This window comes from Methyloferula stellata AR4, assembly GCF_000385335.1.
GTDB lineage: Bacteria > Pseudomonadota > Alphaproteobacteria > Rhizobiales > Beijerinckiaceae > Methyloferula > Methyloferula stellata.
This window is the reverse complement of sequence record NZ_ARWA01000001.1, coordinates 83364-108059: the sequence shown is the minus strand read 5'-3', so window position 1 is coordinate 108059 and position 24696 is coordinate 83364. Positions and strand designations below refer to the sequence as shown.

General features: G+C 60.1%; 23 protein-coding genes. 6 read left to right on the top strand and 17 right to left on the bottom strand.

Features of this window, described 5'->3' with window-relative positions:
- Window positions 1-4: 4 nt before the first annotated feature.
- A complete protein-coding gene (locus A3OQ_RS0100530; protein ID WP_020173393.1) occupies window positions 5-1399 on the top strand; it encodes an NAD(P)(+) transhydrogenase (Re/Si-specific) subunit beta in 1395 nt (464 codons plus the stop codon).
- A gap of 216 nt (window positions 1400-1615) precedes the next feature.
- On the opposite strand, the gene A3OQ_RS0100525 is transcribed toward A3OQ_RS0100530, so the two are convergent.
- From A3OQ_RS0100525 to A3OQ_RS0100500, 6 genes are all read right to left on the bottom strand, one after another.
- Window positions 1616-1951 carry an HPr family phosphocarrier protein gene (locus A3OQ_RS0100525; RefSeq protein ID WP_020173392.1) on the bottom strand — a complete coding sequence of 112 codons (336 nt, stop codon included), beginning with the start codon at window positions 1949-1951 and terminating at the stop codon, window positions 1616-1618.
- A complete protein-coding gene (locus A3OQ_RS0100520) occupies window positions 1948-2349 on the bottom strand; it encodes a PTS sugar transporter subunit IIA (protein ID WP_020173391.1) in 402 nt (133 codons plus the stop codon). Before A3OQ_RS0100520 ends, A3OQ_RS0100525 begins: the two co-directional genes overlap by 4 nt.
- A 389-nt stretch (window positions 2350-2738) precedes the next feature.
- A complete protein-coding gene (locus A3OQ_RS20975; RefSeq protein ID WP_083931429.1) occupies window positions 2739-3230 on the bottom strand; it encodes an HPr kinase/phosphorylase in 492 nt (163 codons plus the stop codon).
- On the bottom strand, window positions 3227-5068 hold the full coding sequence (locus A3OQ_RS0100510; RefSeq protein WP_020173389.1) for a sensor histidine kinase: 1842 nt from the start codon (window positions 5066-5068) through the stop codon (window positions 3227-3229). Before A3OQ_RS0100510 ends, A3OQ_RS20975 begins: the two co-directional genes overlap by 4 nt.
- An 80-nt stretch (window positions 5069-5148) precedes the next feature.
- Window positions 5149-5844, bottom strand: a complete 696-nt coding sequence (locus tag A3OQ_RS0100505) for a response regulator transcription factor (RefSeq protein WP_026595337.1) — start codon at window positions 5842-5844, stop codon at window positions 5149-5151.
- 303 nt (window positions 5845-6147) lie between these two features.
- Window positions 6148-6726: a hypothetical protein gene (locus A3OQ_RS0100500; protein WP_020173387.1), complete on the bottom strand. Its 579-nt coding sequence runs from the start codon at window positions 6724-6726 to the stop codon at window positions 6148-6150.
- 107 nt (window positions 6727-6833) lie between these two features.
- Between A3OQ_RS0100500 and A3OQ_RS0100495 the strand changes: the two genes are divergently transcribed.
- A complete protein-coding gene (locus tag A3OQ_RS0100495) occupies window positions 6834-7583 on the top strand; it encodes a HugZ family pyridoxamine 5'-phosphate oxidase (protein ID WP_020173386.1) in 750 nt (249 codons plus the stop codon).
- Window positions 7584-7594: 11 nt separating this feature from the next.
- Here A3OQ_RS0100495 and A3OQ_RS0100490 read toward each other — a convergent pair whose 3' ends face one another.
- From A3OQ_RS0100490 to polA, 4 genes are all read right to left on the bottom strand, one after another.
- Window positions 7595-8185, bottom strand: coding sequence for a P-loop NTPase fold protein (locus A3OQ_RS0100490; protein WP_020173385.1), 591 nt, complete (start codon window positions 8183-8185; stop codon window positions 7595-7597).
- 11 nt (window positions 8186-8196) lie between these two features.
- Window positions 8197-8490, bottom strand: a complete 294-nt coding sequence (locus A3OQ_RS0100485; RefSeq protein ID WP_020173384.1) for a BrnA antitoxin family protein — start codon at window positions 8488-8490, stop codon at window positions 8197-8199.
- Window positions 8487-8675 (bottom strand): BrnT family toxin, encoded by a 189-nt coding sequence (locus A3OQ_RS0100480; protein WP_341872089.1) that lies wholly within the window; start codon window positions 8673-8675, stop codon window positions 8487-8489. Before A3OQ_RS0100480 ends, A3OQ_RS0100485 begins: the two co-directional genes overlap by 4 nt.
- 119 nt (window positions 8676-8794) lie before the next feature.
- Window positions 8795-11857 carry a DNA polymerase I gene (gene polA, locus A3OQ_RS0100475; protein WP_020173382.1) on the bottom strand — a complete coding sequence of 1021 codons (3063 nt, stop codon included), beginning with the start codon at window positions 11855-11857 and terminating at the stop codon, window positions 8795-8797.
- 333 nt (window positions 11858-12190) lie between these two features.
- On the opposite strand from polA, the gene A3OQ_RS0100470 reads away from it, so the two are divergent.
- The gene (locus A3OQ_RS0100470; RefSeq protein WP_020173381.1) at window positions 12191-13492 is read left to right on the top strand and encodes an MFS transporter; all 1302 of its coding nucleotides are present in this window, start codon (window positions 12191-12193) and stop codon (window positions 13490-13492) included.
- Between the two features lie 369 nt (window positions 13493-13861).
- Here the strand turns inward: A3OQ_RS0100470 and A3OQ_RS0100460 are convergent, their stop codons facing one another.
- Window positions 13862-14173, bottom strand: a complete 312-nt coding sequence (locus A3OQ_RS0100460) for a hypothetical protein (RefSeq protein WP_020173379.1) — start codon at window positions 14171-14173, stop codon at window positions 13862-13864.
- Between the two features lie 81 nt (window positions 14174-14254).
- On the bottom strand, window positions 14255-14530 hold the full coding sequence (locus tag A3OQ_RS0100455) for a hypothetical protein (RefSeq protein WP_020173378.1): 276 nt from the start codon (window positions 14528-14530) through the stop codon (window positions 14255-14257).
- Between the two features lie 441 nt (window positions 14531-14971).
- On the opposite strand from A3OQ_RS0100455, the gene A3OQ_RS0100445 reads away from it, so the two are divergent.
- Complete coding sequence (locus A3OQ_RS0100445; protein ID WP_020173376.1) at window positions 14972-15610, top strand: response regulator; 639 nt, start codon at window positions 14972-14974, stop codon at window positions 15608-15610.
- A gap of 5 nt (window positions 15611-15615) precedes the next feature.
- On the opposite strand, the gene A3OQ_RS20970 is transcribed toward A3OQ_RS0100445, so the two are convergent.
- The 4 genes from A3OQ_RS20970 to A3OQ_RS0100425 all read right to left on the bottom strand — a co-directional run bounded on the left by A3OQ_RS20970 (window position 15616) and on the right by A3OQ_RS0100425 (window position 22292).
- On the bottom strand, window positions 15616-17406 hold the full coding sequence (locus A3OQ_RS20970) for an ATP-binding response regulator (protein ID WP_020173375.1): 1791 nt from the start codon (window positions 17404-17406) through the stop codon (window positions 15616-15618).
- Between the two features lie 133 nt (window positions 17407-17539).
- Complete coding sequence (locus A3OQ_RS0100435) at window positions 17540-20362, bottom strand: DUF4159 domain-containing protein (RefSeq protein ID WP_020173374.1); 2823 nt, start codon at window positions 20360-20362, stop codon at window positions 17540-17542.
- Complete coding sequence (locus tag A3OQ_RS0100430; protein ID WP_020173373.1) at window positions 20362-21294, bottom strand: DUF58 domain-containing protein; 933 nt, start codon at window positions 21292-21294, stop codon at window positions 20362-20364. The genes A3OQ_RS0100435 and A3OQ_RS0100430 overlap by 1 nt, the downstream gene beginning before the upstream one ends.
- A 2-nt stretch (window positions 21295-21296) precedes the next feature.
- On the bottom strand, window positions 21297-22292 hold the full coding sequence (locus A3OQ_RS0100425; RefSeq protein ID WP_026595336.1) for an AAA family ATPase: 996 nt from the start codon (window positions 22290-22292) through the stop codon (window positions 21297-21299).
- Window positions 22293-22596: 304 nt separating this feature from the next.
- On the opposite strand from A3OQ_RS0100425, the gene A3OQ_RS0100420 reads away from it, so the two are divergent.
- On the top strand, window positions 22597-23214 hold the full coding sequence (locus tag A3OQ_RS0100420) for a DUF1285 domain-containing protein (RefSeq protein WP_020173371.1): 618 nt from the start codon (window positions 22597-22599) through the stop codon (window positions 23212-23214).
- A gap of 108 nt (window positions 23215-23322) precedes the next feature.
- Window positions 23323-24051: a hypothetical protein gene (locus A3OQ_RS0100415; RefSeq protein ID WP_026595335.1), complete on the top strand. Its 729-nt coding sequence runs from the start codon at window positions 23323-23325 to the stop codon at window positions 24049-24051.
- A 123-nt stretch (window positions 24052-24174) separates the two neighbouring features.
- On the opposite strand, the gene A3OQ_RS23850 is transcribed toward A3OQ_RS0100415, so the two are convergent.
- Window positions 24175-24543 (bottom strand): hypothetical protein, encoded by a 369-nt coding sequence (locus tag A3OQ_RS23850; RefSeq protein ID WP_083931427.1) that lies wholly within the window; start codon window positions 24541-24543, stop codon window positions 24175-24177.
- Between the last annotated feature and the right edge of the window lie 153 nt (window positions 24544-24696).

The window sequence follows — 24696 nt, the reverse complement described above, 5'->3', positions numbered from 1 at the left end:
GCCGATGAACGCCAATCTCGCGGCCCTTCTTTATCTCGTCTCGGGCATTCTCTTCATCCTCGCGCTGCGTGGATTGTCTTCGCCGGCAAGTTCGCGCAAGGGCAATCTCTTCGGCATGATCGGCATGGCGATCGCCATCGTGACGACGCTCGCCTATCAGATCCCATCCGGCATAGGCGCCTGGGTGCTTGTGGTTGTCGGCATCGCGATCGGCGGCGGCATCGGCGCCTGGCGCGCCCGCACCGTCCAGATGACGGCCATGCCGCAGCTCGTCGCCTTCTTTCACGCGCTCGTCGGCCTTGCCGCCGTGCTCGTCGCGGCCGGCGCGCTCGAAGCGCCGCAGGCTTTCGGCATTGGTGTGCCCGGTGCGATCCATGGTGCGAGCCTGATCGAAATGTCGATCGGCGCGGCCATTGGCGCCGTGACCTTCACAGGTTCGGTCATCGCCTTCTTGAAGCTCGACGGACGCATGTCCGGCAAGCCGATCCTTCTGCCGCAGCGCCACGCCATCAATATCGGGCTCGGCATCCTGCTGGTCCTGCTGATCGCGCTCTTCTGCACGTCGGCGAGCCATTTGCTCTTCGGCTTGATCGTCCTCGTCTCGTTCGGGCTTGGGCTTCTGCTCATCATCCCGATCGGCGGCGCCGACATGCCGGTCGTCGTGTCGATGCTGAATTCCTATTCGGGCTGGGCGGCGGCCGGCATCGGCTTCACCCTCGGCAATCTCGCACTGATCATCACCGGCGCGCTCGTCGGCTCGTCCGGCGCGATCCTGTCCTATATCATGTGCAAGGCGATGAACCGCTCGTTCATCTCCGTCATTCTCGGCGGCTTTGGCGGCGAGACGGCTGTTGCTGCGGGCCATGTCGAGACGCGGCCGGTCAAGCAGGGCTCGGCCGAGGACGCCGCCTATATCATGGAGAATGCCGAGAAGATCATCATCGTGCCGGGATACGGCATGGCGGTGGCTCAGGCCCAGCATTCGCTGCGCGAGATGGCGGACGCGCTTAAAAAGAAGGGCGTCGACGTCAAATATGCGATCCATCCGGTTGCCGGCCGCATGCCCGGCCATATGAATGTGCTGCTCGCCGAAGCCAATGTGCCTTACGACGAAGTGTTCGAGTTGGAAGACATCAATTCCGAATTCGGCCAGGCGGACGTCGCCTTCGTCATCGGTGCGAACGATGTGACCAATCCGGCGGCGAAGACCGACAAGACATCGGCGATCTATGGCATGCCGATCCTCGACGTCGAAAAGGCGAAGACCGTCCTCTTCGTCAAACGCGGCATGGGCTCGGGCTATGCCGGCGTCGAGAACGAGCTTTTCTTCCGTGACAATACGATGATGCTGTTTGGCGATGCCAAGAAGGTCGTCGATAATATTTTGAAGGCGCTCTAAGGTTAGAATCCCAATTAGAGCCGAACGCGCAAACCCTCTCCCAGAGGGAGAGGGTGGTTTGCGAAGCAAACCGGGTGAGGGGTTACGATCCTTGTAAGTTCTGAAGGATCATAACCCCTCATCCGTCATGCTTTGCATGACACCTTCTCCCACAGGGAGAAGGAGACGCGCCGACCTCCGAAGATCCGCTGCTCTAAGCCCGGAAACTCGCGGCATTTATTCGTCTTCGTCGAATTTGTTCGCAACGAGCTTTTCAAGTGCGTCGAGCACGTCTTGCGCCTGGGGTCCCTTGGCGCCGACATAGATCGATGTTCCTATCCCGGCGCCGAGCGTCAAGATCCCCATGATGGAGAGGCCGCCGACCGTCTCGCCGCAGCGGCTGACGGTGACTTCGGCCTCGAACATCTCGACGCATTGCACGAATTTCACCGTCGCGCGCGCGTGCAGGCCTTTCTTATTGATGATCTTGATCTCGCGCAGAAAGCCGCCTTCGGGCGCGGGCGGCGCCGGGCAATCCTCTTCGTCCGGCGCAGAATGCCCGTCGGAGCTCATTTGCCGGCGAGCACCCGGCTCGCGACATAAATATATTTGCGCCCGGCATCCTGGGCTTGAATGACAGCTTGTTCGAGAAGCGCCGTATCGCGCACCGAAACGAGCTTGATCAGCATTGGCAGATTGATGCCGGCGACGACTTCGACATTCGCGCCATTCATCACCGAGATGGCGAGGTTCGACGGCGTGCCGCCGAACATATCCGTCAGAATAACGACGCCCGATCCGGTGTCGACAGAGCCGATCGCCTCGAGGATTTCCTGGCGCCTTTGTTCCATGTCATCTTCGGGCCCGACCGAAATGGTCGCGATCTGCGGCTGCGGACCGACCACGTGTTCGAGCGCCGCGCGAAACTCGTCGGCGAGATGACCGTGGGTCACCAAGACCAATCCAATCATCTGCGGCGTCCGTTCATTCGGGAACTCCGTACGTGATCTCGGCTCATATGATGGGGTGGGTCATAATAGGGAGGTCAGTTGTGAACCAGACGTTGACCAGCCCGCGAGGCTGGGCTGCTAGAAACACGCATTTTTGGCGCCGGGCTCGTTTCGACGCGCCATTTTGTGCGTTGCGGCGAACTTGGCAAGCGAAATAAGGCCCGGTTCCAAAGGGTTTTTCGGGTGTGTGGCGGAATCGAAGAAGAATCATCTCGACGTTAACTTTTCCGCGTAAATGGCCGAACCGGCGTAGGACGTCTCATTACTCGCTAAAATGATATCAAAACAATACCTTATATATTCTTTAAAGCTTTTTGCATTGCAACGGTTCCGCATATGACGGTGCTGCGTCAACTTGGACGCGGCGAGGCCATCTCTCCTGCCTCGGTTTGGGAAAGGACGGCCATGACCAGGGCGGCGCGTTCGGCGGCGTCGAGATTCGGCGGCAGCGTCAAGACCGGCAGCTCCACGTCTTCGATGCGGGTGGTGGCCGCAGATGTTGAAGCGGCTCCGGGGGCCCCGAGATCGATCACATAGCGCGCGACGGCCGATGGCTCGAAGGCGACGTCGAGAATGCCTTTGCCGCGCTGTTCGATCTTTCCTTGAATCGCGGGATGGCCGCGCAACACAAGTGTTTTGCCCTGACTCTCGACGCTGACTCTATCATCTCCGACGAGCCGGCCGAATAGAGAGAGCCGCGCCGCCTCCGCGAGCAAGGCAAGCGCGAGGCTGCTTTTGCCGGCGCGGGAAGGCCCTCGGATCAGAATGCCGGCACGGCCGATCACTACGGCCGTCGCGTGAATATAGATGGGCTTTGCTTCTGCTAGGAGAGCTGCGCTCATTTCGGCGCGGCCGGCAGCCAGACACTGAAACGCGCGCCGAGCACGACGGGCGCGCGGCTGCCGTCGGACATAGCCGGCGCGAGGCGGTTGGTTGCCGTGATGCGGCCGCCATGCGCTTCGATGATCTGCCGCGAAATCGACAGGCCGAGCCCGGAATTCTGACCGAACCCCTGATTGGGACGGTCGGTATAAAAGCGCTCGAAGATCCGCTCGAAGGCATCGTCCGGAATGCCCGGCCCGTCATCGTCGATGATGACTTCGAAACCATCCCGCATCGGACCCGCCCGCGGCGCGCCACGCGCCTGCCGCAAGGCAACGCGGACATTGCCGTGCTGGACCGAAAAAGACCGGGCATTGTCGAGCAGATTGTTGAAGACTTGCCCGAGACGGGAATCAAAACCCATCACCTTGAAATTGCGGTTGCGGCCGTCCTCGTCACGGGCGCGTGGCGCAATATCGAGACTGATGTGGACGCCGTCTTCGCTTTTCACTTCGTTCGCCACCGCGACGACGGCGCCGAGCAGACGCGCCAGATCGACGACATCCATATCGGCGCGGGCCAATTCCGCATCGAGCCGCGAGGCGTCCGAAATGTCGCTGATCAGACGGTCGAGCCGGCGGATGTCGTGCTGGATGATCGCGAGCAGCCGCTGATGCGCTTCCGGCGTGCGGGCGATGGGAAGCGTCTCGACGGCGCTGCGCAGCGAGGTCAGGGGATTCTTCAATTCATGCGCGACATCTGCGGCGAAACTTTCGATGGCCTCGATGCGATTATAAAGCGCCGTGGTCATATCGCGCAGCGCGCCCGAGAGATGTCCGATCTCGTCGTAACGGTCGGTGAAATCGGGAATCTGCTGCCGCGATTTAATGCCCCGCCGCACGCGCTCGGCTGCTTCCGCCAGACGCCGCATCGGTTCGGCGATCGTGCCCGCGAGGAAGAGCGACAGGATCAGCATGACGGCGGCGGAGGCGAGAAAGATCCGCAAAATCGCCCAGCGTTCGGAGGCGATGATCGAGTCTATATCGCCGCCTTGCGTCGAAAGCAGAAGCGCGCCATGCACGGCCCGCAGCCTTTGGATCGGCACTGCGACGGAGACGATGGTCTCGCCTTTGGCATTGACCCTGACGATCGATTGCGCCGCGCCGGTCAAAGCATGAGCCACTTCCGGATAGAACTTGCCATTGCCCGAGTCGCGATCCTCATAGAGCGGCATGTCGCTTTGGCCGAAACGGCCCTTCACCGCGTTCCATGTGCGTTCGATCAGAGGCAGCGACTCTTCATGTGGCTCCGCCGGCAGGTCATAGCGTAAAATATTGGAGCGGCTCGTCAGCGAGCGCGAGTCGAGCAGCATATAGCCGTCGCGATCATAGATCCGCGCTCTTGTGCGGGTCGGCGAAACAAGCCGGCGCAGCACCGGGCCGATGCGTTCCGGGTTGATCGAGAATTCGAGCGACGGCTGGCTTTCATCCGCGACGCCATAGCTTTCCCCGGGCGCGAGCTGCAACAGCTTTTCGGGATCGATGGTGATCGCATCGGTCTCGACGGTGGCGGAAGCCGCGATCGCCGCGGCGATGATCTCGCCCTGCGTCTGCAAGCTTTGCACGCGCGCGTCGATCAGGCCTTCACGAAACTGATTGAGGTAGAGAAAGCCGAAGGCGAGCGCGACGAGGCCGCCCAGATTGAGAACGACGATGCGCCGCGTCAGCGAGGACGAAAAGCGAGACCCGATCGCGCGCCAGATCTTGCGCAGCCGCAAAGCCGCCGTGATCTGCATGCGCTTGAGGCGCCGCAGACCGTCGAAGTTGACAACCTTGTCTTCGCGTACGTCGAGGCTCATCTCGGTTTAGCCACTTCCTCCGCCTTGAGCTTCATGAGGCAACAAGAGCGGAAAGCCCGATGTGAGTCCAGCGGGACCGACTATTCCTTGAAACGATAGCCGACGCCGTAAAGCGTCTCGATCATTTCAAAATCGTCGTCGACCGATTTGAACTTCTTGCGCAGCCGCTTGATGTGGCTGTCGATCGTGCGGTCGTCGACATAAACCTGATCGTCATAGGCCGCATCCATCAAGGCGTTGCGGCTTTTGACGACGCCCGGCCGCGTCGCCAAGGCCTGGAGGATGAGGAACTCGGTGACCGTGAGCGTCACGGCCTCGTTCTTCCAGGTGCAGGTATGGCGCTCGGGGTCCATCTTGAGGAGACCGCGCTCGAGGAGCTTCGCCTCGGATTCCTTTTGCGCCGCGGCTTCCTTGGGATTGGCCCGGCGCAGGATGGCGCGGACGCGCTCGACCAGCAGACGCTGCGAAAAGGGTTTGCGGATGAAATCGTCGGCGCCCATCTTGAGGCCGAACAATTCGTCGATTTCCTCGTCTTTCGACGTCAGGAAAATCACCGGCAGATCGGATTTCTGGCGCAGGCGGCGCAGAAGCTCCATGCCGTCCATGCGCGGCATCTTAATATCGAAGATGGCGAGATCGGGAGGATTGGTCTTCAATCCGTCGAGTGCTGTCGATCCGTCGGTATAGGTCTGAACGCGATAGCCTTCCCCCTCAAGGGCAATCGACACCGACGCGAGTATATTGCGGTCGTCGTCGACGAGAGCGATCATTGGCATGAAGAATCCTAACCTTGATGGAGCTCCGAGGATCTGGCCCCGTGACTCGGATGATCCGCTGCCGGTTGGTTATAGTCCCGGCTTGCTGTCTCAAGCTTACGGCGCCGGAACGCTCGGTGCCCGAGTAAATGCCCAAGATCAGCCACGCGACCTTAGGGGCTTTGAAGGCCGAAATGTGACGCTTGAGGCCGGAAACTGCCCGGAAATCAAGAATCAGGCTCTAGAGCGCTGACTATAGACGAGTTTTCCGGGAGCGCCACCCTATTAGCATTGATCCGGTGCCGCTACCGGACGCAATGAGCTTTATTTCGCGTCTTTCGGGGGTTCGACGTGATCATAGTCGAAGCGAACCGACGAATGGGTCTTGCCCTTATCCTTGAGGTCAAGGTCGATTTCCTCGCGCAAAGGCAGGCCGTTAACCTTTGAAATCCAGATCTGGACTGCCGATTTGCCCGCGGGCGTCTCGCTATGGGCGTCATAGACGGAAGCTTCGCCTTCGCTGCTATCGTCACGCAGGAAATGGCAGATTTCATTGGAATTCTGCCGGCTTTCTTCCTCGTGTTTCATCAGATCTTGCGGCGTGTACGGCACTTTCCGCCATTGGTCGTTGAGCTTGACGTAGGATGTATCGCTCGTCGAAATGCTCTCGCTTGTCCGCATTTTCCCGCCGTTCTGCAAGGCGTAAGTGGCAGAGCTCTGGCTCATATATTGATGATTGGGCGTCTGTAGCAATTTCGTGATCGCCGTGAACATGGGCTCGCAGGCCGGATCCGGCGCAGCTTCCGCGGCGAAGGGCAGAACGAGCACCAAGCCGAAACCGGCGGCGAAAATCGGCCAGGATCTGAGACGTAAGCAGCGGTTGGGCAGAGAACTCTTGTTCATGGACAGATTTCCTCCTTTCGTGGTTTCGCTTTCTCGTTAAATGCAGCTTCTGTAAATGCTTTGTCCAATCAGGCAAGTTTATTCGCGTTCATCCGACAGAGGCTTTTATGACCAAAGCTGTGCAGGAAAGCACCCCGGCTCCCTATGATGCGCTTGCCGAGGCCAAGGCCTTGCTGCGCCGTATCCGCGCCGCCGCTTTGGCGACGCTCGCGCCGCCCGATGGCGAGCCTTTCGCGACGCTCGTCAATGTGGCGACAGAACCCGACGGCAGCCCCATTCTCCTCATGTCGCAATTGGCTGCGCATACGCGCCATCTTGCCAATGATCCGAGATTGTCTCTGCTTTTGGCCCAAAGCGGGGCAGGCGATCCGCTTGCGCATCCGCGCCTCACCCTGACCGGCAAGGCTGAGAAAGTCACCGAGCCCAAGCGGCGCGCGGCTTTGAAGGCGCGCTTTCTCGCGCGGCACCCGAAATCCGCGCTTTATGCGGATTTTGGCGATTTCGCTTTTTTTCATGTCGAGATCGCGCAAGCGCATTTGAACGGGGGGTTCGGCAAGACCGGCCGTTTCGACGCGGCGACATTGCTGACGGATGTTCAGGGCGCGGACGCCCTTCTTTCCGGGGAGGCCGATGCGCTCGCGCATATGAACGCCGATCATAAAGATGCGCTGGCGCTTTATGCGACTGTCTTGGCGGGCGCGCAGCACGGGGCATGGCAGGTGACGGGGATTGATCCCGATGGGCTCGATCTGGCCGACGGCGATCTCACCGCGCGATTGGTGTTTCCGCAGCGCGTGATAGATGGTGAGGGGTTGCGGAAAATGCTCGTCGAGCTTGCGAAGGCGGCGCGGAGTTAACTGCGCTACTGCTATTTCAGCCCCCGCGCGGCGAGCGCCGTCTTAACGGATGCGGCCAAAGCCTCGGCAGGTTGCGTGCCGTCGAGGATCAAATCGGCTGTCGATGCCATCTTCTCGTTCATGCTCAGATATAACTGACGGAGCAGGGGATAATCCTGCATATAGCGCGTCATCCAGGCGATGAAATCACGCGCGGTCTCAGGCGTCCGATCGCGTTGCGCGGCGAGAAAAACCAGACTCGCGCGCGACAGAGCGATTTCCAGCGGCGTGTCGATCCAGACGAGGAAATCGATGAAGGCGCCGGTCGTCTTATGAACGCGTCCGAAGGCGGTTTCGAAAAAGACGAGCGGCCTTTGCGCCGCCACGGCTTGAACTTGCGTTTGGCGCGTGAGTTCATGAACGAGGCCCGCGAAAACGAGTTCGTTCGGATCGCCCTTGCGCGCAACCCAATCGCAAATCTGCGCGTCGGTCATGCCGGGATCGAACCGGTCGTAATAGACGGCCTGCGCGGTGCCGAAGTCGTGCAACAGCAGATTGAGCAGCGTCGACTTGCCGGAGCCGGGCACGCCCGATAGGCCGATAACGAAAGCTTTATCCGGCATGGCCAATGTCGCTAGCGCTTGCGCGCGACGATCTTGCGCAGGTCCGCATCGATGCGTGATTGCCACTTCTCGCCCTGGCCCTTGTAATAGGCAAGAACGTCCTGGCTCAGGCGGATCGAGACGGCGACCTTGGTCGGCTCCTTCTGCGGACCACGACTACGACGGATGCTCTCGGCGAGTTCCGGGAAGACTTCCGCAAATGGCTTTGCATTGCGAAGCTCTTCGTCCGTAAGTTCAGGACTGTCGATCGCATCCCAGTCCTCTTTGCTGTACCCATGGCCCGGTCGGAATTCTTTCTTTTTCATAGAAGTTTTCTTTCCTTTGCGGACGCAGGGCGCATGCTGATGATTGATATGGCACTCGTCCCCAGGATAGCAAAGACGACAGTTATGGCACCGTTAAGATGCCCGATTGCCATGAGGCGTCCGTTTTTGGCCTCAACGATGGTGGAAGACTCGAAGAACAAAATATTCAGGTCAGCGAAATCCATCCCGTGCTTGTCGAGATTAGCCAGCCGCTTTCGCTCGTCCCAAACCAATTTCAATATAGGTGCTCAAAACGTATATACAATATAATATGAAGCGCTGCTAGGAAAATATAGTCCGATCCTTAATGCGCCTCGTCCCAATTCTGCGCGGCCTTGGCATCGACCTGTAGCGGGACGGAGAGATCGAGCGCCGGATGCGGCGCATCGACCATCACGCGACGCACGAGATCGATCGTCGCATCGACCTCGGCATCCGGCACTTCAAAGACCAATTCGTCATGCACTTGCAGCAGCATTTGCGCGGAGAGATTGGCCTTCACCAAAGCTTCGTCCATGCGCACCATGGCGCGGCGGATGATGTCGGCGGCCGAGCCTTGGATCGGCGCGTTGATCGCGGCGCGTTCGTTAAACGCGCGCTCGGATGGGTTCGAGGCTGTGATGCGCGGGTAATGGCATTTGCGCCCGAAGATCGTGGCGACATAGCCGTTCTCGCGGCAGAATTTCTTGGTCTGGTCGATATAGTCGCGAATGCCGGGAAAGCGCTCGAAATATTTCTTGATATAGGCGCCAGCTTCCTCGCGCGGAATGCCGAGCTGATTGGCGAGGCCGAAAGCCGAAATGCCATAGACGATGCCGAAATTGATCGCCTTGGCGCGCCGCCGCACGTCGGACGGCATGCCTTCGATCGGCACGCCGAACATTTCCGATGCCGTCATCGCGTGGATGTCGTGACCTTGCGCGAAAGCCGATTTCAATTGCGGAATATCGGCGATATGCGCGAGCAGCCTGAGCTCGATCTGCGAATAGTCGGCCGAGATCAACTTATGGCCCTCGCTTGCAATGAAGGCTTTGCGGATCTTGCGGCCAGCTTCGTTGCGCACGGGGATATTCTGCAAATTCGGCTCGGAGGACGACAGCCGTCCCGTCGTCGTCGCGGCAAGCGCATAGGATGTATGCACGCGATGCGTCGACGGATTGACGTACGTGGGCAGCGCATCCGTATAGGTCGATTTCAACTTGGAGAGCTGCCGCCAATCCAGGATCAATCTTGCAAAAGGATTGCCCTGTTCGGCCAGATCTTCAAGCACGCCGGCCGCTGTCGACCAAGCGCCGGTCGCGGTTTTCTTGGCGCCGGGCAGGCCCATTTTGCCGAAGAGAATATCGCCCAATTGTTTCGGCGAGCCGAGATTGAAGGCCTCGCCCGCGAGCTCGAAGATCTCGGCTTCGAGCCGCGCCATATCTTGCGCGAATTCGCCCGACAGTCGCGAGAGGATGGTGCGATCGATCGAGACGCCGCGCCGCTCCATGCGCGCCAAAGTGTCGATCATCGGCCGCTCGAGCCCTTCATAGACGCGCGACATGGATTCGGCCGGCAATCGTGGTTTGAGTACCTCCCAAAGCCGCAAGGCAACGTCGGCATCCTCGGCCGCATATTCCGTCGCCTTGTCGATTGGAACGCGGGCGAAGCCGATGAAGCTGCGGCCGGAACCAGCGACCTGCGCGAAGGAAATCGGCTTATGGCCGAAATATTTTTCAGCTAGCACATCCATGCCGTGATCGGTGCGGCCGGCGTCGAGCACATAGGATAAAAGCAATGTGTCTTCGAGCGGCGAAACCTCGATGCCGTGCTGTTTGAAGATCAGCCAATCATATTTCATATTATGCGCGATCTTCAGCACGCTTTGATCTTCGAGGATCGGCTTCAAATGCGCGAAGACGGCATCGGCCGGAAGCTGGCCGGGCACAAGATTGCCGCCGCCGAACAAATCCGTCGCGCCTTCTCCGACATGACCAAGCGGGATGTAGCAGGCACGTCCTGGCGCCGAGCAGAGCGAAATGCCGACGAGATCGGCTGTCATCGGATCGAGAGAGGTCGTCTCGGTATCGACCGCGATCAGGCCCCGATTGCGCGCCGTCGCAAGATAGGAGTCGAGCTGCACGAGATCGGTGATCGTCTCATAGGCTTTATGGTCGAAAGGCAGGGTACGAAAGGCCTCCGCCCGCGCGGCCGCGAGATGGCCGGGGCCTGAGGCGACCGCCGTCGGTTCCACAGGCTCGCCATAACGCGCATTGCGCTTTGGCCCTTTGGTGGTGACTGGATCTTTCTGCGAAGCAGAAGCTGAAATTGGCGACGTCAGCTCCAGTGCCGGCGGCTCTTGGGCCTCACCATTGCGACCGCGCCAGCCGGCTTGGCCCACGAAGGCAGGGTCCGGTTCGATCAGATTGGCATCGACGCCGAAGGTTTCCGCGGCGCGCTTGGTGATGGTCGTGAACTCCATCGCCTTGCAGAAGGCAACAAGCGTCTTGCCTTCCGGCATGGCGAGACCGAGATCGTCGAGCGGCACTTCGAGCTGCACATCGCGCACAAGCCTCACGAGTTCGCGCGAGACTCGGATGAGCTCGACGGCTTCCGGATTTGTGAGGCATTCGCGCCGCTTTGGCTGCTTGATTTCGCCGGCGCGGGCCAACAATGTATCGAGGTCGCCATATTCGTTGATGAGCTGCGCGGCGGTCTTGATGCCGATGCCGCGCGCGCCCGGCACATTATCGGTCGAGTCGCCCGCGAGCGCCTGCACATCGACGACCTTATCCGGCGCCACGCCGAAATAATCAAAGACTTCGGCCTCGGCGATCTTGCGCTCTTCGCGCGAGCCTTTGGCGCCGGCTTCGCCGGAGGCCGGGTCATACATGGCGACGCCCGGCTCGATCAGCTGCATCAAATCCTTGTCGGCGGAGATGATGAGCACGTCCGCACCGCGGTCGCGTGCCTGCCGCGCATAGGTGGCAATCAGATCGTCCGCTTCATAGCGGTCCTGCTCGATCGGCAGCAGGTTGAAGGCGCGCACGGCGGCGCGCATCAGCGGAAATTGGGGGATCAGATCTTCCGGCGGCTCGGAGCGATTGCCTTTGTAGGCCGGATAGATTTCCTTGCGGAAGGAATTCTCGGATTTGTCGAAGATGATACCCAAATGCGTCGGCTTGAATCCGGCCGCGCCGTCCTTCACGAATTGAAAGAGCTTGGTGCAAAACAGCCGCACGGCGCCCGTCGGCAGACGGTCGGAGCGGTAATTATATTTGGCGTCCTGCCGAATCGACTGGAAATAGGCGCGAAAGACGAAGGACGAGCCATCGACCAGAAAGACATGGTCTCCCGGCTGGACGGGGCGATGGATGAGCGCGGACACGGGTGACGGAACTCCTCGTGCATGATCCCAAAAACCTGACTTTCGTCAGAGGTCATGCGTCAAATGAAACTGAGGGCTGGACGGCGCGGCGGCGCAGGTTTTCGTATAAGATGTAATCGCCATTGAATTCAAAGCAATCGCTCTTCCTATTCGCGCCGCAGCATAGAGAATTCCTCAGCCCCAAGCGCGCCCTTATTGCCTTCAAGGCCGGCAAAACAGTGATTTGCCTCTAGTTTACCGCGCAATCCCCGTGCTAGCCTACAATATACCACCGACTGGCAAACCGGCGGGAGGGATCACGCCGCGGCAAGCCGGCGAACAGGGGATGGAAACATGGCAGAGGTCGTCTGGGCCCGCGACGCGGTCGCGCGTCCGCATACCAAGCTCAATCGCCAGCAAATCATCGGCTTCTGGTCCGCCTGGACGGGCTGGATGCTCGATGGCATGGATTCCTTCATCTATGCCATCGTTCTTGCGCCGGCGCTGACGGAGCTCCTGCCGAAATCCGGCTATGCGGTCACGCCGGCCAATATAGGCTTTGGCGGTTCGATCCTCTTCGCCGTCTTTCTCATTGGCTGGGGCTGTTCCTTCATCTGGGGTCCGATCGCGGATCGGTTCGGACGGACCAAGACGATGGCCGCCACCATCATCATGTATTCGATCTTTACCGGCGCCGCCGTCTTTGCCGATCAGGTGTGGCAGCTTGCCTTATTCCGCTTTTTGGCGGGCATTGGCATCGGCGGCGAATGGGCGATGGCCGGAACCTATGTCGCCGAAGCCTGGCCGGAAGACCGGCGTAAGATGGGCGCGGGCTATTTGCAGACGGGCTATTATTGCGGCTTCTTCGTCGCCGCGGCGTTGAATTTCACGGTTGGCGCGGCCTTTGGCTGGCGCGCCATGTTTCTTTGCGGCATAGCGCCGATCGTCGTCGCCCTGTTCACGCTCGCGAAAGTGAAGGAGCCAGAGCGCTGGAAAGCCCAGGTCGACGATGCGAAACGCGTTCAGCCTTTGGCCGAAATCTTCGGCTCCAAATATCTGAAGCGCACGATCGTCAACGCGGCGCTTCTGTCGATTGCGATCATCGGACTCTGGGCAGGCGCCGTCTACGAGCCGGCGGCTTTGACGCAGCTTGCCAAAAAGGCCGGCTTCGAGGGACAGGATGTCGTGCGTCTTGTCTCGTCGGGCACGGCGGTCTTGTCGATCGGCACGATTTTGGGTTGCCTCGCCTTTCCGGTGTTGGCGGAAAAGATCGGCCGCAAATCAGCGCTGGCCTGCTATTTCGCGATCATGATGGTGACCATCGTTGCGGCTTTCGGCTGGGCTTTCTATCTCGAAAAAGGGCTTGTGCCATTCATTATCGTGCTCTTCTTTCTGGGCTTTGGCGGCGGCAATTTCGCTGCCTTCAGCCTCTGGCTGCCGGAGCAATATGAGACGTCCGTGCGTGCGACGGCTTTTGCTTTCGCGACATCCTTCGGACGGTTCATCGGCGCCGGGGTGAACTTTTTGCTTGGCGCGATGGTGCTGCAATGGGGGACGCTCGGCTATCCCGTGGCACTCACGGCGATCGCCTTCGGCATTGGGATTCTCATCGTGCCTTTTGCACTTGAAACGAAAGGTCAGGTGCTTCCGGATTGACGCCGGGCCTCAGCTCGACTTATGCCAAGACAGCAAATGTCTTGGCATTCGAATAGAGCGGGCAATGATCGGCGATACAATGAGCACGTCTTATAGCGGCACGTCCAAAACCAAACCGGCGCAGCCGCAACAGCCCGTGCCGCCAAAGCCGGCGGCTCCGCCGTCTTTCATGCTCAGAAAGCCGAGCTGATATCACGGACACAGAGGAGCCCTCATCCTGAGGAGGGTCCGTTAGGACCCGTCTCGAAGGATTGAGGGCGTCAGGCGTTCCTCTACGCCGCATCCATCAAGAGCGCTCCTCGTCCTTCGAGACGCAAGCAATCCAATAGGAATTGGATTGCTTGCTCCTCAGGATGAGGAGCTTGGGTCCTATTGCTTCGGATTGCCCATCTTATCGATGAGATGCAGATAGTCGTAGACGTCGCTCAGCATGAAATGGCGGTTCTCGACCACTTTCATATGCGCGATCGTCGCCTCGTCGCCTGCAAGATAGCGATAGGCCGTGGTTCGAAACGGCTCGGGGAGCGTCAGATTGAACGCGGATGGCTGGGCGAGCAGCCGTAAAATCTGGTCGAAGAGAAACCGGAAGCGTTCATCTTCGGGTTCGAGATAGGCATCGCCGAAATCTTTTCCGTAGCGGCGGAAAAGATCCATATAGTCGTCGAGTTCGGGCTTGGACACGGGTTGGGGCCTGCGAAGGTTGATGGTCGTTTGCCGTCTTCTAAAGCAAGAATCGGCGCGATACGACCACTTCGCTTCACGTCATATGCGGATTTCGTCGGCGCCCCATTGATAGACGCCGTCCTCGGTCGCCTCGAAATCCTTGAAGTGGATATATTCCTCAAGCGCCATGACGATATGATCGCATTCGGTCCCGGTCGGGGCCTGAAACAGCACGCGCGCCGGGCGGCGCTCGCTCGCGACCGCGTTGATCGCCGCGATCACAGCCGGATGCGTCTGGAGCTTGCCTGCTTCGGACAGAGGGATATCGCCCGGCGTGGTGATTTTCGGATCGCGATAGTTACGAATCTTGTCCATGAACAGAAGTCCCGATGATTTGCCTTTTGAGGTTTGGATGGGCTTTCCACGATCGAATGGAGGCGCGGCCGGGAGGCACGCAAGGATGGGACCATGTCTCGCGGGGCAGGCGCTCCTGTCGGCCGCTTATGTCATTTTAGCCGCCGGGAGCGCAAAAATGAAATTGCCGCGGCCCAATATAAAGCGGCCGATGCAAAAAGCCGCCCGGCTGGTTCGCCGGACGGCTCTCAATAGAGCTTTGTTCCTAAATCGCTTCGTGCTCGAAAGGTAGAATTTACTGCCTCGCTCAAGCTGGGGGCAAAGTCATCGAGCGAGGCGCAGGATGATCCCGCGCGCCGCGCGCCCGGTAAATTGGGCTTTAAGGCTTAGTTCGGCTTAGGCCTCCGGCGCCGCGGTCCCGGCCTTGCCGAATCCCTTCGCGGCGGGCGATACAGGGACGTGATGAAAATCTTGATTGTCGACGATCATGGCGTTGTGCGCGAAGGCTTGGCGGCTTTGCTGCGCCAGTCCTCCGATGACATGTCGGTGCTTCAGGCAAAGGATGGCGCCGAGGCGCTCGACATCGCGCAGAGCCATACGGACCTCGATGCGGTTCTGCTCGATCTGTCCATGGCCGGCCTTGCCGGCATGCCGGCCCTCGTCGAATTCGGCAAGCGCCATCCCGTGCTGCCGGTCATCGTTCTCTCCTCTTCGGAGGATCCGGAAGATGTGAGGCAGGCGCTGGCCGCGGGCGCTCTCGGCTATGTGCCGAAATCGGCAAGCCCGAAAACCCTTCTCTCGGCATTGCAGCTTGTGCTCCAAGGCAATGTCTATGTGCCGCCGTTGATGCTCGACGGCGCAGGTTCGGCCATGAACAGGGCCAAAAGCGAGCGTGCGCCCGGCGGCAATCCGCGCCTGACGGAACGCCAGATCGACGTGTTGAAGCTTCTCGGCAGCGGCCTCTCGAATAAGGAGATCGCGCTCGAACTCGGCCTCTCCGAAAAGACCGTGAAAGTCCATGTGACCGGCATTTTCAAGGCCTTAAACGTCGTCAACCGCATGCAGGCCGCGAGTGCCGCGCGTCAGGCAAACTTGATCTGACGGTTCTAATCTGACTCGTGCGAAGGCTCGTCGTGGTGCGGGCTCATCAGATGGCTGATCGTGGCACGCAATTTCACATTGGCCACGGGCTTGTGCAAAAGCAGAAAGCCGCTGGCTTTGGCCTCCGAGAGGCGATCGGGTGCCGTGTCGCCGGTGATCAAGACGGCAGGGATATCGTCGTTATATTCCGATTGAAGCCGCCTTATGACATCGATCCCGTTTTCGCCGGCGCGCAATCTGTAATCGCAGATGATGAGATCGGGACGCTTCGGGCAATCGGCGAGCTGCTCCAGCATTTCGGCACCGGAGCCCGCGAGGATCACTTCATGGCCCCAGCCGGACAGAAGACTGTGCATGGCTTCCCGAATGGTGATTTCATCATCGACCACGAGGATCAAGCCGCGCCGCAACAGGCCTGGCGATACATCCGCCAGCTGTTCGGCGAGTGAGGCGGCATTGGTAATCGGAACCGATATCGTAAAGACGGTGCCTTTGCCCGGCTGCGAGCGAAGCTCGTAGGGGCAATCGAGAATGACCGTCAACCGCTTGACGATCGCGAGCCCAAGCCCGAGCCCCTTGGTGCGATCGCGTTCCGGATTGCCGAGCTGATAGAATTCCTCGAAGACGCGATCATGCTGGTTTTGCGGAATGCCTCGGCCCGAGTCCCAGACTTCGATCTTGAGACGCGTGCCGCGCGGCCTGCAGCCGACGAGCACGCGGCCCTTGTCCGTATAGCGCACGGCATTCGAAATGATATTGCGCAAAATCCGTTCGAGCAGAATGGGATCGGTGAAGACGGTGAGCGAGCTTCGGCAATAGATGAGCCGTATATTTTTCTCTTCCGCCTCGCTCCGATTGTCGCGGCAGATCCGTTCCAGCAGCGAATCGATGCGGAATGTCTGCGGATGCGATTGAACGACGCCCGCGTCGAGCCTCGAAATGTCGAGGAGCGAGCTGAACAGACTGTCCATAGCCTCGACCGAGCCTTCCATATGCCCGACGAGGCGGCGCATTTCATTGCTCATCTCATGCTGGGACAAGGCGCCGAGAAACATGCCGAGCGCGTGAATGGGCTGGCGCAGATCATGGCTGGCGGAAGCAAGAAAGCGCGACTTGGCGAGATTGGCTTCCTCGGCGCGCTCTTTTTCAAGGCGCAGCTTTTCGGCCAAGACATCCTTATCGAAGCGCAAGCGAAGCGATTCGATAAAATTCTCATTGGTCCGGTGCGCCAGTCCGAGCATGGCAACGATGTAGACGACGGCGAGAATTGCCGAGGCCTCGTGGATCGGATCGCCTCTTACGAGGCACATCGCGAGGAACGGCAGCGTAATGGGAAAGAAAATCGCGTAGAGGGCCGGCATATAGCTCCCCAAGGCGCTGATTGATCCGGCTGCGACCGATAAAGCGACGACGAGGACGAGATATTGTTCCGTCTCATGCCCTGGCGTGACCAGAAAGATGACGGCCCAGCCCCACATGACGCCGTCGGCCAAACTCGCCGCGACGAACCAGCCTGCCCAGATGCGCCAGTCTTCATTGCGCCTCGGGCTCTTCCAATAGAAGTGCCGGAGCGCCAAATGCAAAAACGTGCAGGCGGAGGCAAACGCCGCAAAGAAAAGCGCGTTACCTAGTGAAACAGCGCCTATGAGATGAAGCGATATGGCGAGAATGATGGCGGCGCAACCCGCGCCAAGAACGCCGACGAGAATATAGCCGTAAAGCGCAGCCACCTGTTCGACGCTTATGCGTTCGGCATGGATGCTTGGCTGCGGCCCGTCTCTCTCGAATGCACTCATCTGCGGAACTTGAAGGACGATTTAAAAAATAAGCCAAGTTTCCGGCTTCGTTCTGTGCGTTAAGTAGCATAAAGCGTCAGCGCGGCGCGAACTCAAGCGCTCACGAGCGTGTCAATCGGGCCCGTCCACCGCCCTAATGCACCAGCCGCTCGAGAAGGTCGCGGACATGAACCTGGTCGGCTTTATAATTGCCGGTCAGAGTATACATGACCAGATTGACCCCGCCGCGCAAGGCGAGCTCATGCTGGCGCATGCCGCCGGGCACGAGGGAATAAAGGCTCTCGCCGCTGCGGTCGCTCGCCCATCCGGCGGCAAGATCGTTCGACGTGATGATGATCGGCGAGACGCCGTCGCCGGAGCGGGCCGGCCGGGCGCTGCCGTCGCTCGGCGCCGGCGGAAGCGCTTCGATCCAGGTCTGCCCATTGGCGTAGCGGCCGATGAAACCGTCGAGCAGATAGAAGGTCTTGGTCACGACATGATCGGCCGGCACGGGCTCCAATTCCGGAACGTCGAGACCTTCGAGCATTTGCTTCAGCCAGCGGCCTTCGGGAGTAGGTGGACCTTCGGGGCGCGCCGTCAGCGCATCGCGCGTGTCGAAAATAATGGTGCCACCCTGCTTCATATAGGCGGCGACCTTGGCGAGCACGGCGGGTGTCGGCTGGCCATGGCCGGGAACGATGGGCCAATACAACAAGGGATAGAAGGCGAGCTCGTCTTGCGCGAGATTGAGCCCGATCGGATCGCCCGGCGTTAGCGACGTGCGCGCGGCAAGCACGCGTGACAGGCTGAGCAGACCTTCCTGGCTGATCTCGTCGACATGCGAATCGCCGGTGAGCACATAGGCGAGCCTTGTCTCCAAGACCGATTCAAGCGCGTTGGGCGACAGCGGTTCCGTGATCGCTTGTGCCGGTTGCGCATGGGCTTGAGACCATAAGCCGATGCCGCCGAAACCGCAGCAGGCGAGAATCACCATGGTCGCCGCCGCATGGCGGCCCGGCCGCCGCAAACCGCCGACAAGCCAAAGAGAGGCCAGCGCGTCGATCAGGAAAAGCACGAAGGCGAGGGTAATCAGCCAAGGCCGGAGATCGACAGGCTCCGTCGTGTGCAAAGCTTCGGTCTGGATTTGCAGGCCAGTATAATCCGCAGTCTGGATCATATCGTCCGGTGCGAGCGCATTCACGGCGAGAAGCGCATCGGGCGGCCCGTAAAAGCCAGGAGGGTGTTCGGCATCGCCGATACCGTCGAATGTCGTCGGAATCGATTTCGCCGTCGCGGGCGGCGCGCCGAGCACGCCGAAGCCATCCAGCGTCCGGCGCGGAGAGGCGAGAACCGTTTTGTCGCCGGCCGCGGCATTGGCGGCCGTCGCCGTCTTGTCCGTTTGATCTTTCGCGGTCTGGGTCGAAAGCGCGATGATCTTGCGCAGCATGTCGACGAAGAGGCCGGACAGCGGCAGGTTCGACCATGTCGTATCCGCCGTGACATGAAACAGAACGATCATGCCTTTGCCGCGCTGTTCGGCGGTGACGAGCGGTGTTCCGTCCGAAAGCTGCGCCCAGGTTTTGTCCGGAAGGCCGGACTCGGGTTCGGCCAGGACCTGACGCGAAATTTTCACCTCGTCCGGCGTCTTCAACCCGTAGAACGGACTCTGCCGATCGAAGGGCGCCAGCGTTTTCGGCGTTTCCCAAGACAGCGAGCCGCCAAGAACGCGGCCGCCGCGGCGCAGTTGAACAGGAACGAGATCGTCGGATGCGCTTGCGAGATGGGTGCCGGCGAAGCGCAGCAACAGGCCTCCGTCTTCGACGAATCGCGTCAGCTTTTCATGCACGGCACCAGAGACGGTGCCGATGTCGGCGAGGATGATGACCGCCGGATGATCGTCGAGCGCCGCGGCAATGGGATCGGCTGTGCCTTGGTTGATCTCATGCACATCGGCATAGGGGTTCAGCGCGCGGGTGAGATAATAGGTGGGCGAGAGCAAAGGCAGCGAGAGATCGGCGGTTTCGCCGCTGACGATGTCGACGCGCCGTCTTTTCCAGCGCTCGTCGAGAAGCGTGACGGCGCCGGTCGAATGTTCGCCGGCGATTTCAAGCCGCGCGATTTCATTGCGCAATTCCACCGGCAGATCGAATTGCGCTTTGGCTTCCGTCGTCGAGCCGAAATCGAAAGCGGCTTCGCCCATCCGGGCGCCTTTGAGATCGAAAGCCTGGACCTGACCTTGCTCGGCGCCGCGCGCGGCCGAGCGCGAGACGCGGACGTTGAGGGAGCTGCCTTCGTTGCGCGGCGCGGTCAATATGCGCACCGGACGGTGATCGGCGATCAATGTCAGCGGAACGCCGAGGCCCGCGAGCTTTTGCGCGAAGGCGCGGCCATTGCCGCGTTCGACACTGTCTGCCACAAAAACCAGCGCCGCCTTCGGTTTGGATGCGATGAATTTCTCGATTGCCGGAAAGCTTGCAAGCCGATCCGGAATATAAGGCACCGGCTTGATGGCGCGCAGCCGCTCGAGCGCCTTGCTGGCATTGGCCGCGACGATCTCGCGCCCGGCGTCAGAGGTCGGAACCACGGCAGCGAGACGGCCATAGCGCCCGGCTGCCTCGATCCGCTGTGCCGCCGCGGTGACGCGATCGTCCCAGGTCGGCGCTGCCGGCCAGCCATCGTCGAGCACGATGACGAGCGGCCCTTCGCCGGCTTCACCGGCGGGCAGTGGATTGAGAATGGGGCCCGCCATGGCGAAAATGACGAGCGCCGCGATCGCGAGGCGCAAGAGCAAAATCCACCACGGCGTGCGAACAGGCGTTTCTTCCTTCGGCCGCAGATCGAGGATGAGGCGCAGGGGCGGGAAGGGGATGCGCCTTGGCCGTGGCGGGACGATCCGCAACAGAAAGTAAAGTGCAGGCAGCCCTGCCAGGGCAACGAGCACGAAGGGAACGGTGAAAACCAGCGGCAAACCGAACATCAATTGGCTCTACCAGTTTCGGCGCCGCTTTCAAGGCGGGTGCGCAGGGCGAGCAAGGCTTCGGACGCTGGCCGGTCTGTCCGGTGCAAAGCAAAGGTCCAGCCGCGTTTGCGCGCCACCTCGGCGACCGCGTCGCGATGCGCCGCGAGGCGGCGGATATAATCTTCGGAAAAGCTTTCGGCCTGCCCCACGCGCAAGGTCGCCGTGGAATCGACATCCATGAATTCGGTATGGCCGCGAAACGGAAAGGTTTCTTCCACCGGGTCGGCGATCATCACGAGATGTCCTTTGGCGCCGCGCGCCGACATGGCATTGACCGTGCGCGCGATGTCGTCTGGATCGCTCAGGAAATCGCTGAGGAGAACGGCGCGGGTGCGCGGCGCGAGCGGCGCGGCCTGCGGCAGTTCCTCCGGCGCGTCGGTTCGCGTGCGGTCGGAGACGAGGATCGCTTCGGCGAAGCGTTCGATGATGGTGCGGGTCGCAAGCGGCGGCGTCAGGCCGAGCGCGCCCACGCGCTCGCCGCCGCGCACGAGAAGATCGGCGGCGGCGAAGCCGAGCACGATGGCGCGTTCCAATTTGGATTGCAGCGCGAGCGTCGAGGTGAATGCCATCGAGACCGAGCGGTCCATCCAGATCCAGACCGAATGCGCCGCCTCCCACTCGCGTTCGCGCACATAGATATGCTCGTCGCGCGCCGAGCGGCGCCAATCGATCTGGCTTGTGCTCTCGCCCGAAACGAAGGGACGGAATTGCCAGAAGGTCTCGCCGAGACCGGCGCGACGGCGTCCGTGCATGCCGTGCATCAGGCTCGATGCCACTTCCCGCGCCGCGACGACGAGGGCCGGCAGGCGGCGTGCGAGATCGATCGCAGCCTGCTGTTCGCCATGGCCTATCTGTTGCTCGGCGGAATCGAGGAGCCGGACCTCCGCCATGCCTATCTGAACCTTTTGAGAAGATCGGCGACGACGCCTTCGATCGTCTCGCCGTCGGCTCTGGCGCTGAAGGTCAACGCCATGCGGTGTTTCAGAATCGGCGTCGCCAAAGCGACGACATCATCGATCGAGGGTGCGATGCGGCCATCGATCAGGGCGCGGGCGCGGGTCGCGAGCATCAGAGCCTGCGCCGCGCGCGGGCCGGGCCCCCAGGAGACATGGCGCGTGGCGATGGGATCGCCTTCGCCGGGGCGCGCAGATCGCACGATATCGAGAATGGCTTCCAGCACAGCCTCGCTGACCGGGAGACGCCGCACGAGCCTTTGCGTCGCGATCAGCTCCTCGGCCGTCATCACCGGTTTGGCTTTGACCTCGGTGTCGCCTGTCGTCTCGATCAGGATGCGGCGTTCGGTGGCGCGATCGGGATAGGTGACATCGATCTGCATCAAGAAGCGGTCGAGCTGCGCTTCCGGCAAAGGATAAGTGCCTTCCTGCTCCAGCGGGTTTTGCGTCGCGAGCACATGGAAGGGGGCAGGCAGATCGTGCCGTTCGCCCGCGACCGAGATATGATATTCCTGCATGGCTTGCAGGAGCGCCGATTGGGTGCGCGGGCTTGCGCGGTTGATTTCATCGGCCATCAGAAGCTGGGCGAAGATCGGGCCGCGCTCGAAGCGGAAGCTGCGGCGATGGTCTGCCGTCTCTTCCATGATCTCGGAGCCGAGAATATCGGCGGGCATGAGGTCCGGTGTGAATTGCACGCGGCGCGCGTTCAGCCCCAAAACCGTGCCGAGCGTTTCGACCAGTTTTGTCTTGGCAAGGCCCGGCACGCCGACGAGCAATCCATGACCGCCAGCGAGCAGCGTGACAAGCACCTCCTCGACGACTTGCGGCTGGCCGAAAATCACGGTGCCGATCGCAGCGCGCACCGCGGCGATCCGGTCGAGCGCCTGCTCGGCCGTATGGGCGACCGCGGTTTCGAGCGCCATTGCTTCAGACATTGATCGCCACTCCTTCAAAGATTTCCAAATTCGAAGATTTCCAAGAGTCCCGCCGGTCCAGGGGAAAACCGGCAACAGCATCCGTCACGTGTCAAATTAGTCCCTTGCGCGCCTTTGTCGATGCGGCGGCTGCGGGCACCGGTCTATGTCATAGACAATATAGCAGATGCCCTGTTCGAATGGCCGATTTTGCCAAACATAGCTAAGCTTCAAAAGAGAAGCGCCAGTCATATTTGAATAATCACGTGCTTTCACAGGAAAGCACCTTAATTCTCTTCCACAATGCTGGTGCGATGGCGAGATTATGGCTGAGAACACGCCGCCGGATAACGAATATGCGAGCCAGGGTGACGGTGGCGTCCGGTTCGAGGCTCTGGCGAACCTCGCGGAGGTATCGCGCGGCTTTGGCGAAGCCCTGCCGGTGGACACCTGGAATCCGCCTTTTTGCGGCGACATCGACATGAAGATCGCGAAGGACGGCGCCTGGTTCTACCACGGCTCGCCGATCGAACGCCCGGCGATGGTCAGGCTGTTTTCCCGCCTCCTGCGCAAGGACGAGGACCGCTATGTGCTCGTCACGCCGGTCGAATGCGTGGGCATCACGGTCGAGGACGTGCCGTTCATCGCGGCGGAAGTCGAGACGGCCGAGAGCGCCGCCGGCCGGGCCCTGAAATTCCGCACCAATGTCGGCGATGAGGTTTTGGCCGATGCCGATCATCCTTTGCGCTTCGAGACCGGCGCGGCGGATGGGATCATTCCATATGTACGCGTGCGCGGCGGCCTTTGGGCACGTTTGACGCGATCTCTGACCTTGGACCTCATCGCGCGCGGCAGTGCCTTGGACATGGACGGGCGGCGCATGTTCGGCGTGGTGTCGGGCGGGGCGTTTTTTCCGATCGCGCCGGCCGATGATTTTGAGTGAGGTCCAGGACGCTATTTAGCGAAAGTGACCGCGCGCTCTGGTCTTCATCTTCTCGCCACAACTTTCTAGATTGTCTTAGTTGCTGCCAAATCATCGAGTGGAGAATCCGTGGACACCGTCAAATATAGACTCTGCCATCCAGGCCTCAGGCCGCGCCGAACCAAACTCGAAGTTCCAGGATGGGCGGGCAGCACTGAACCGCGTGCGAATGGGTCACATGAACATCCGTGGCATTGCTTGCCCTTCGCTGAGAGCGCCCGCTACGGGATCGAAGTGTTCTATCCTTTTGAAAACGAATTGCAGGTGAGCACACGTGAAGGCAAACTCATTCTCGATGGCGATTTTGGACCTGATCCAGGCACAGGATTACAATGGCCACCGTTTCGGACTTTCGGTGAGACTTATTACACCTACCAAATTCTTCTCGACTTGAAAGTTGACGAAGGGTGGGCGATCCGCACCGAGCCGCATCCGCGATTCTACACTGACCCCACCGACAGCGTGCCCATCGCGGTACCCGCTTTGTTACGCCATTGGTGGCCGATGATGTCTTTCATCGTCTTTAAATCTCCGGCAGAAGGTCGGACGCATATTTTCAGACCGGGAGAGCCGTTCGCTCAAATCATCGTTGTCCCTGCCGAAGCGAATTATGAATTGCTCGATATGAACGAAGAAGAAGCCGCTGAACGTGAGCTGCAGTCGCGCCGAATCCATCAGAGCCGCACAACGCTTGGTGCGGATACGGAATGGATTTCTTCGACGAAAATAGTGTTTGACGGTACCTACCGCCATATCCTGGGCGTTGCGAAAACGCGTGCCGGTAAGGATTCAGAATAAATTTCTCCAATGGAAACGATCTGTTTCCATTGGAGAGTTAAATCGTTTTCTTTCTTTTTCGCCGATGTCAGGCACTCAGTGCTGACAGATATCTTGCGCGCATAGTACGCGCCACCACCACTCTCAATAGCGGTAATAGGGATAGGGGTAAGGATACGGATATGGATATGGATATGGGTACCGATAATAATAGCCGTGATGATGGTGGTGGTGGTGATGGTGATAATAGGGTCCACCGTATCCATAGTGATGGTGATGGTGATGATGGTAATAATATTGAACCTGCTGCACCGAATTAGGCTCGGCGGCTGGCTCTGCATCAACTGCGCGTAACAGCGTTAGGGCGTTTGGGATCGGGTCCAGCAACTCTTCATAGGACTGAACGCGGAGGATGTCCTTCACATCTGGCCCAGCAGCTGGCATAGCCTGAAGGACCTCTGGCGCGACGAGTGTAGACATCGCACCAACAAGGCCCACGATTTTCTTATCCATATTACCTCCGACAGAACCAAACCAAGGTAGGTAAGTACCGAGATTATTTCAAATGAGGGCCGCAGCGACTCAGCAAATGCCCTTCTATAAAGAACCCTCAATAATGTCGTCTTCGCGGCGAAACCATTCGTAAGCGGACAGCGAAGCTCCTTG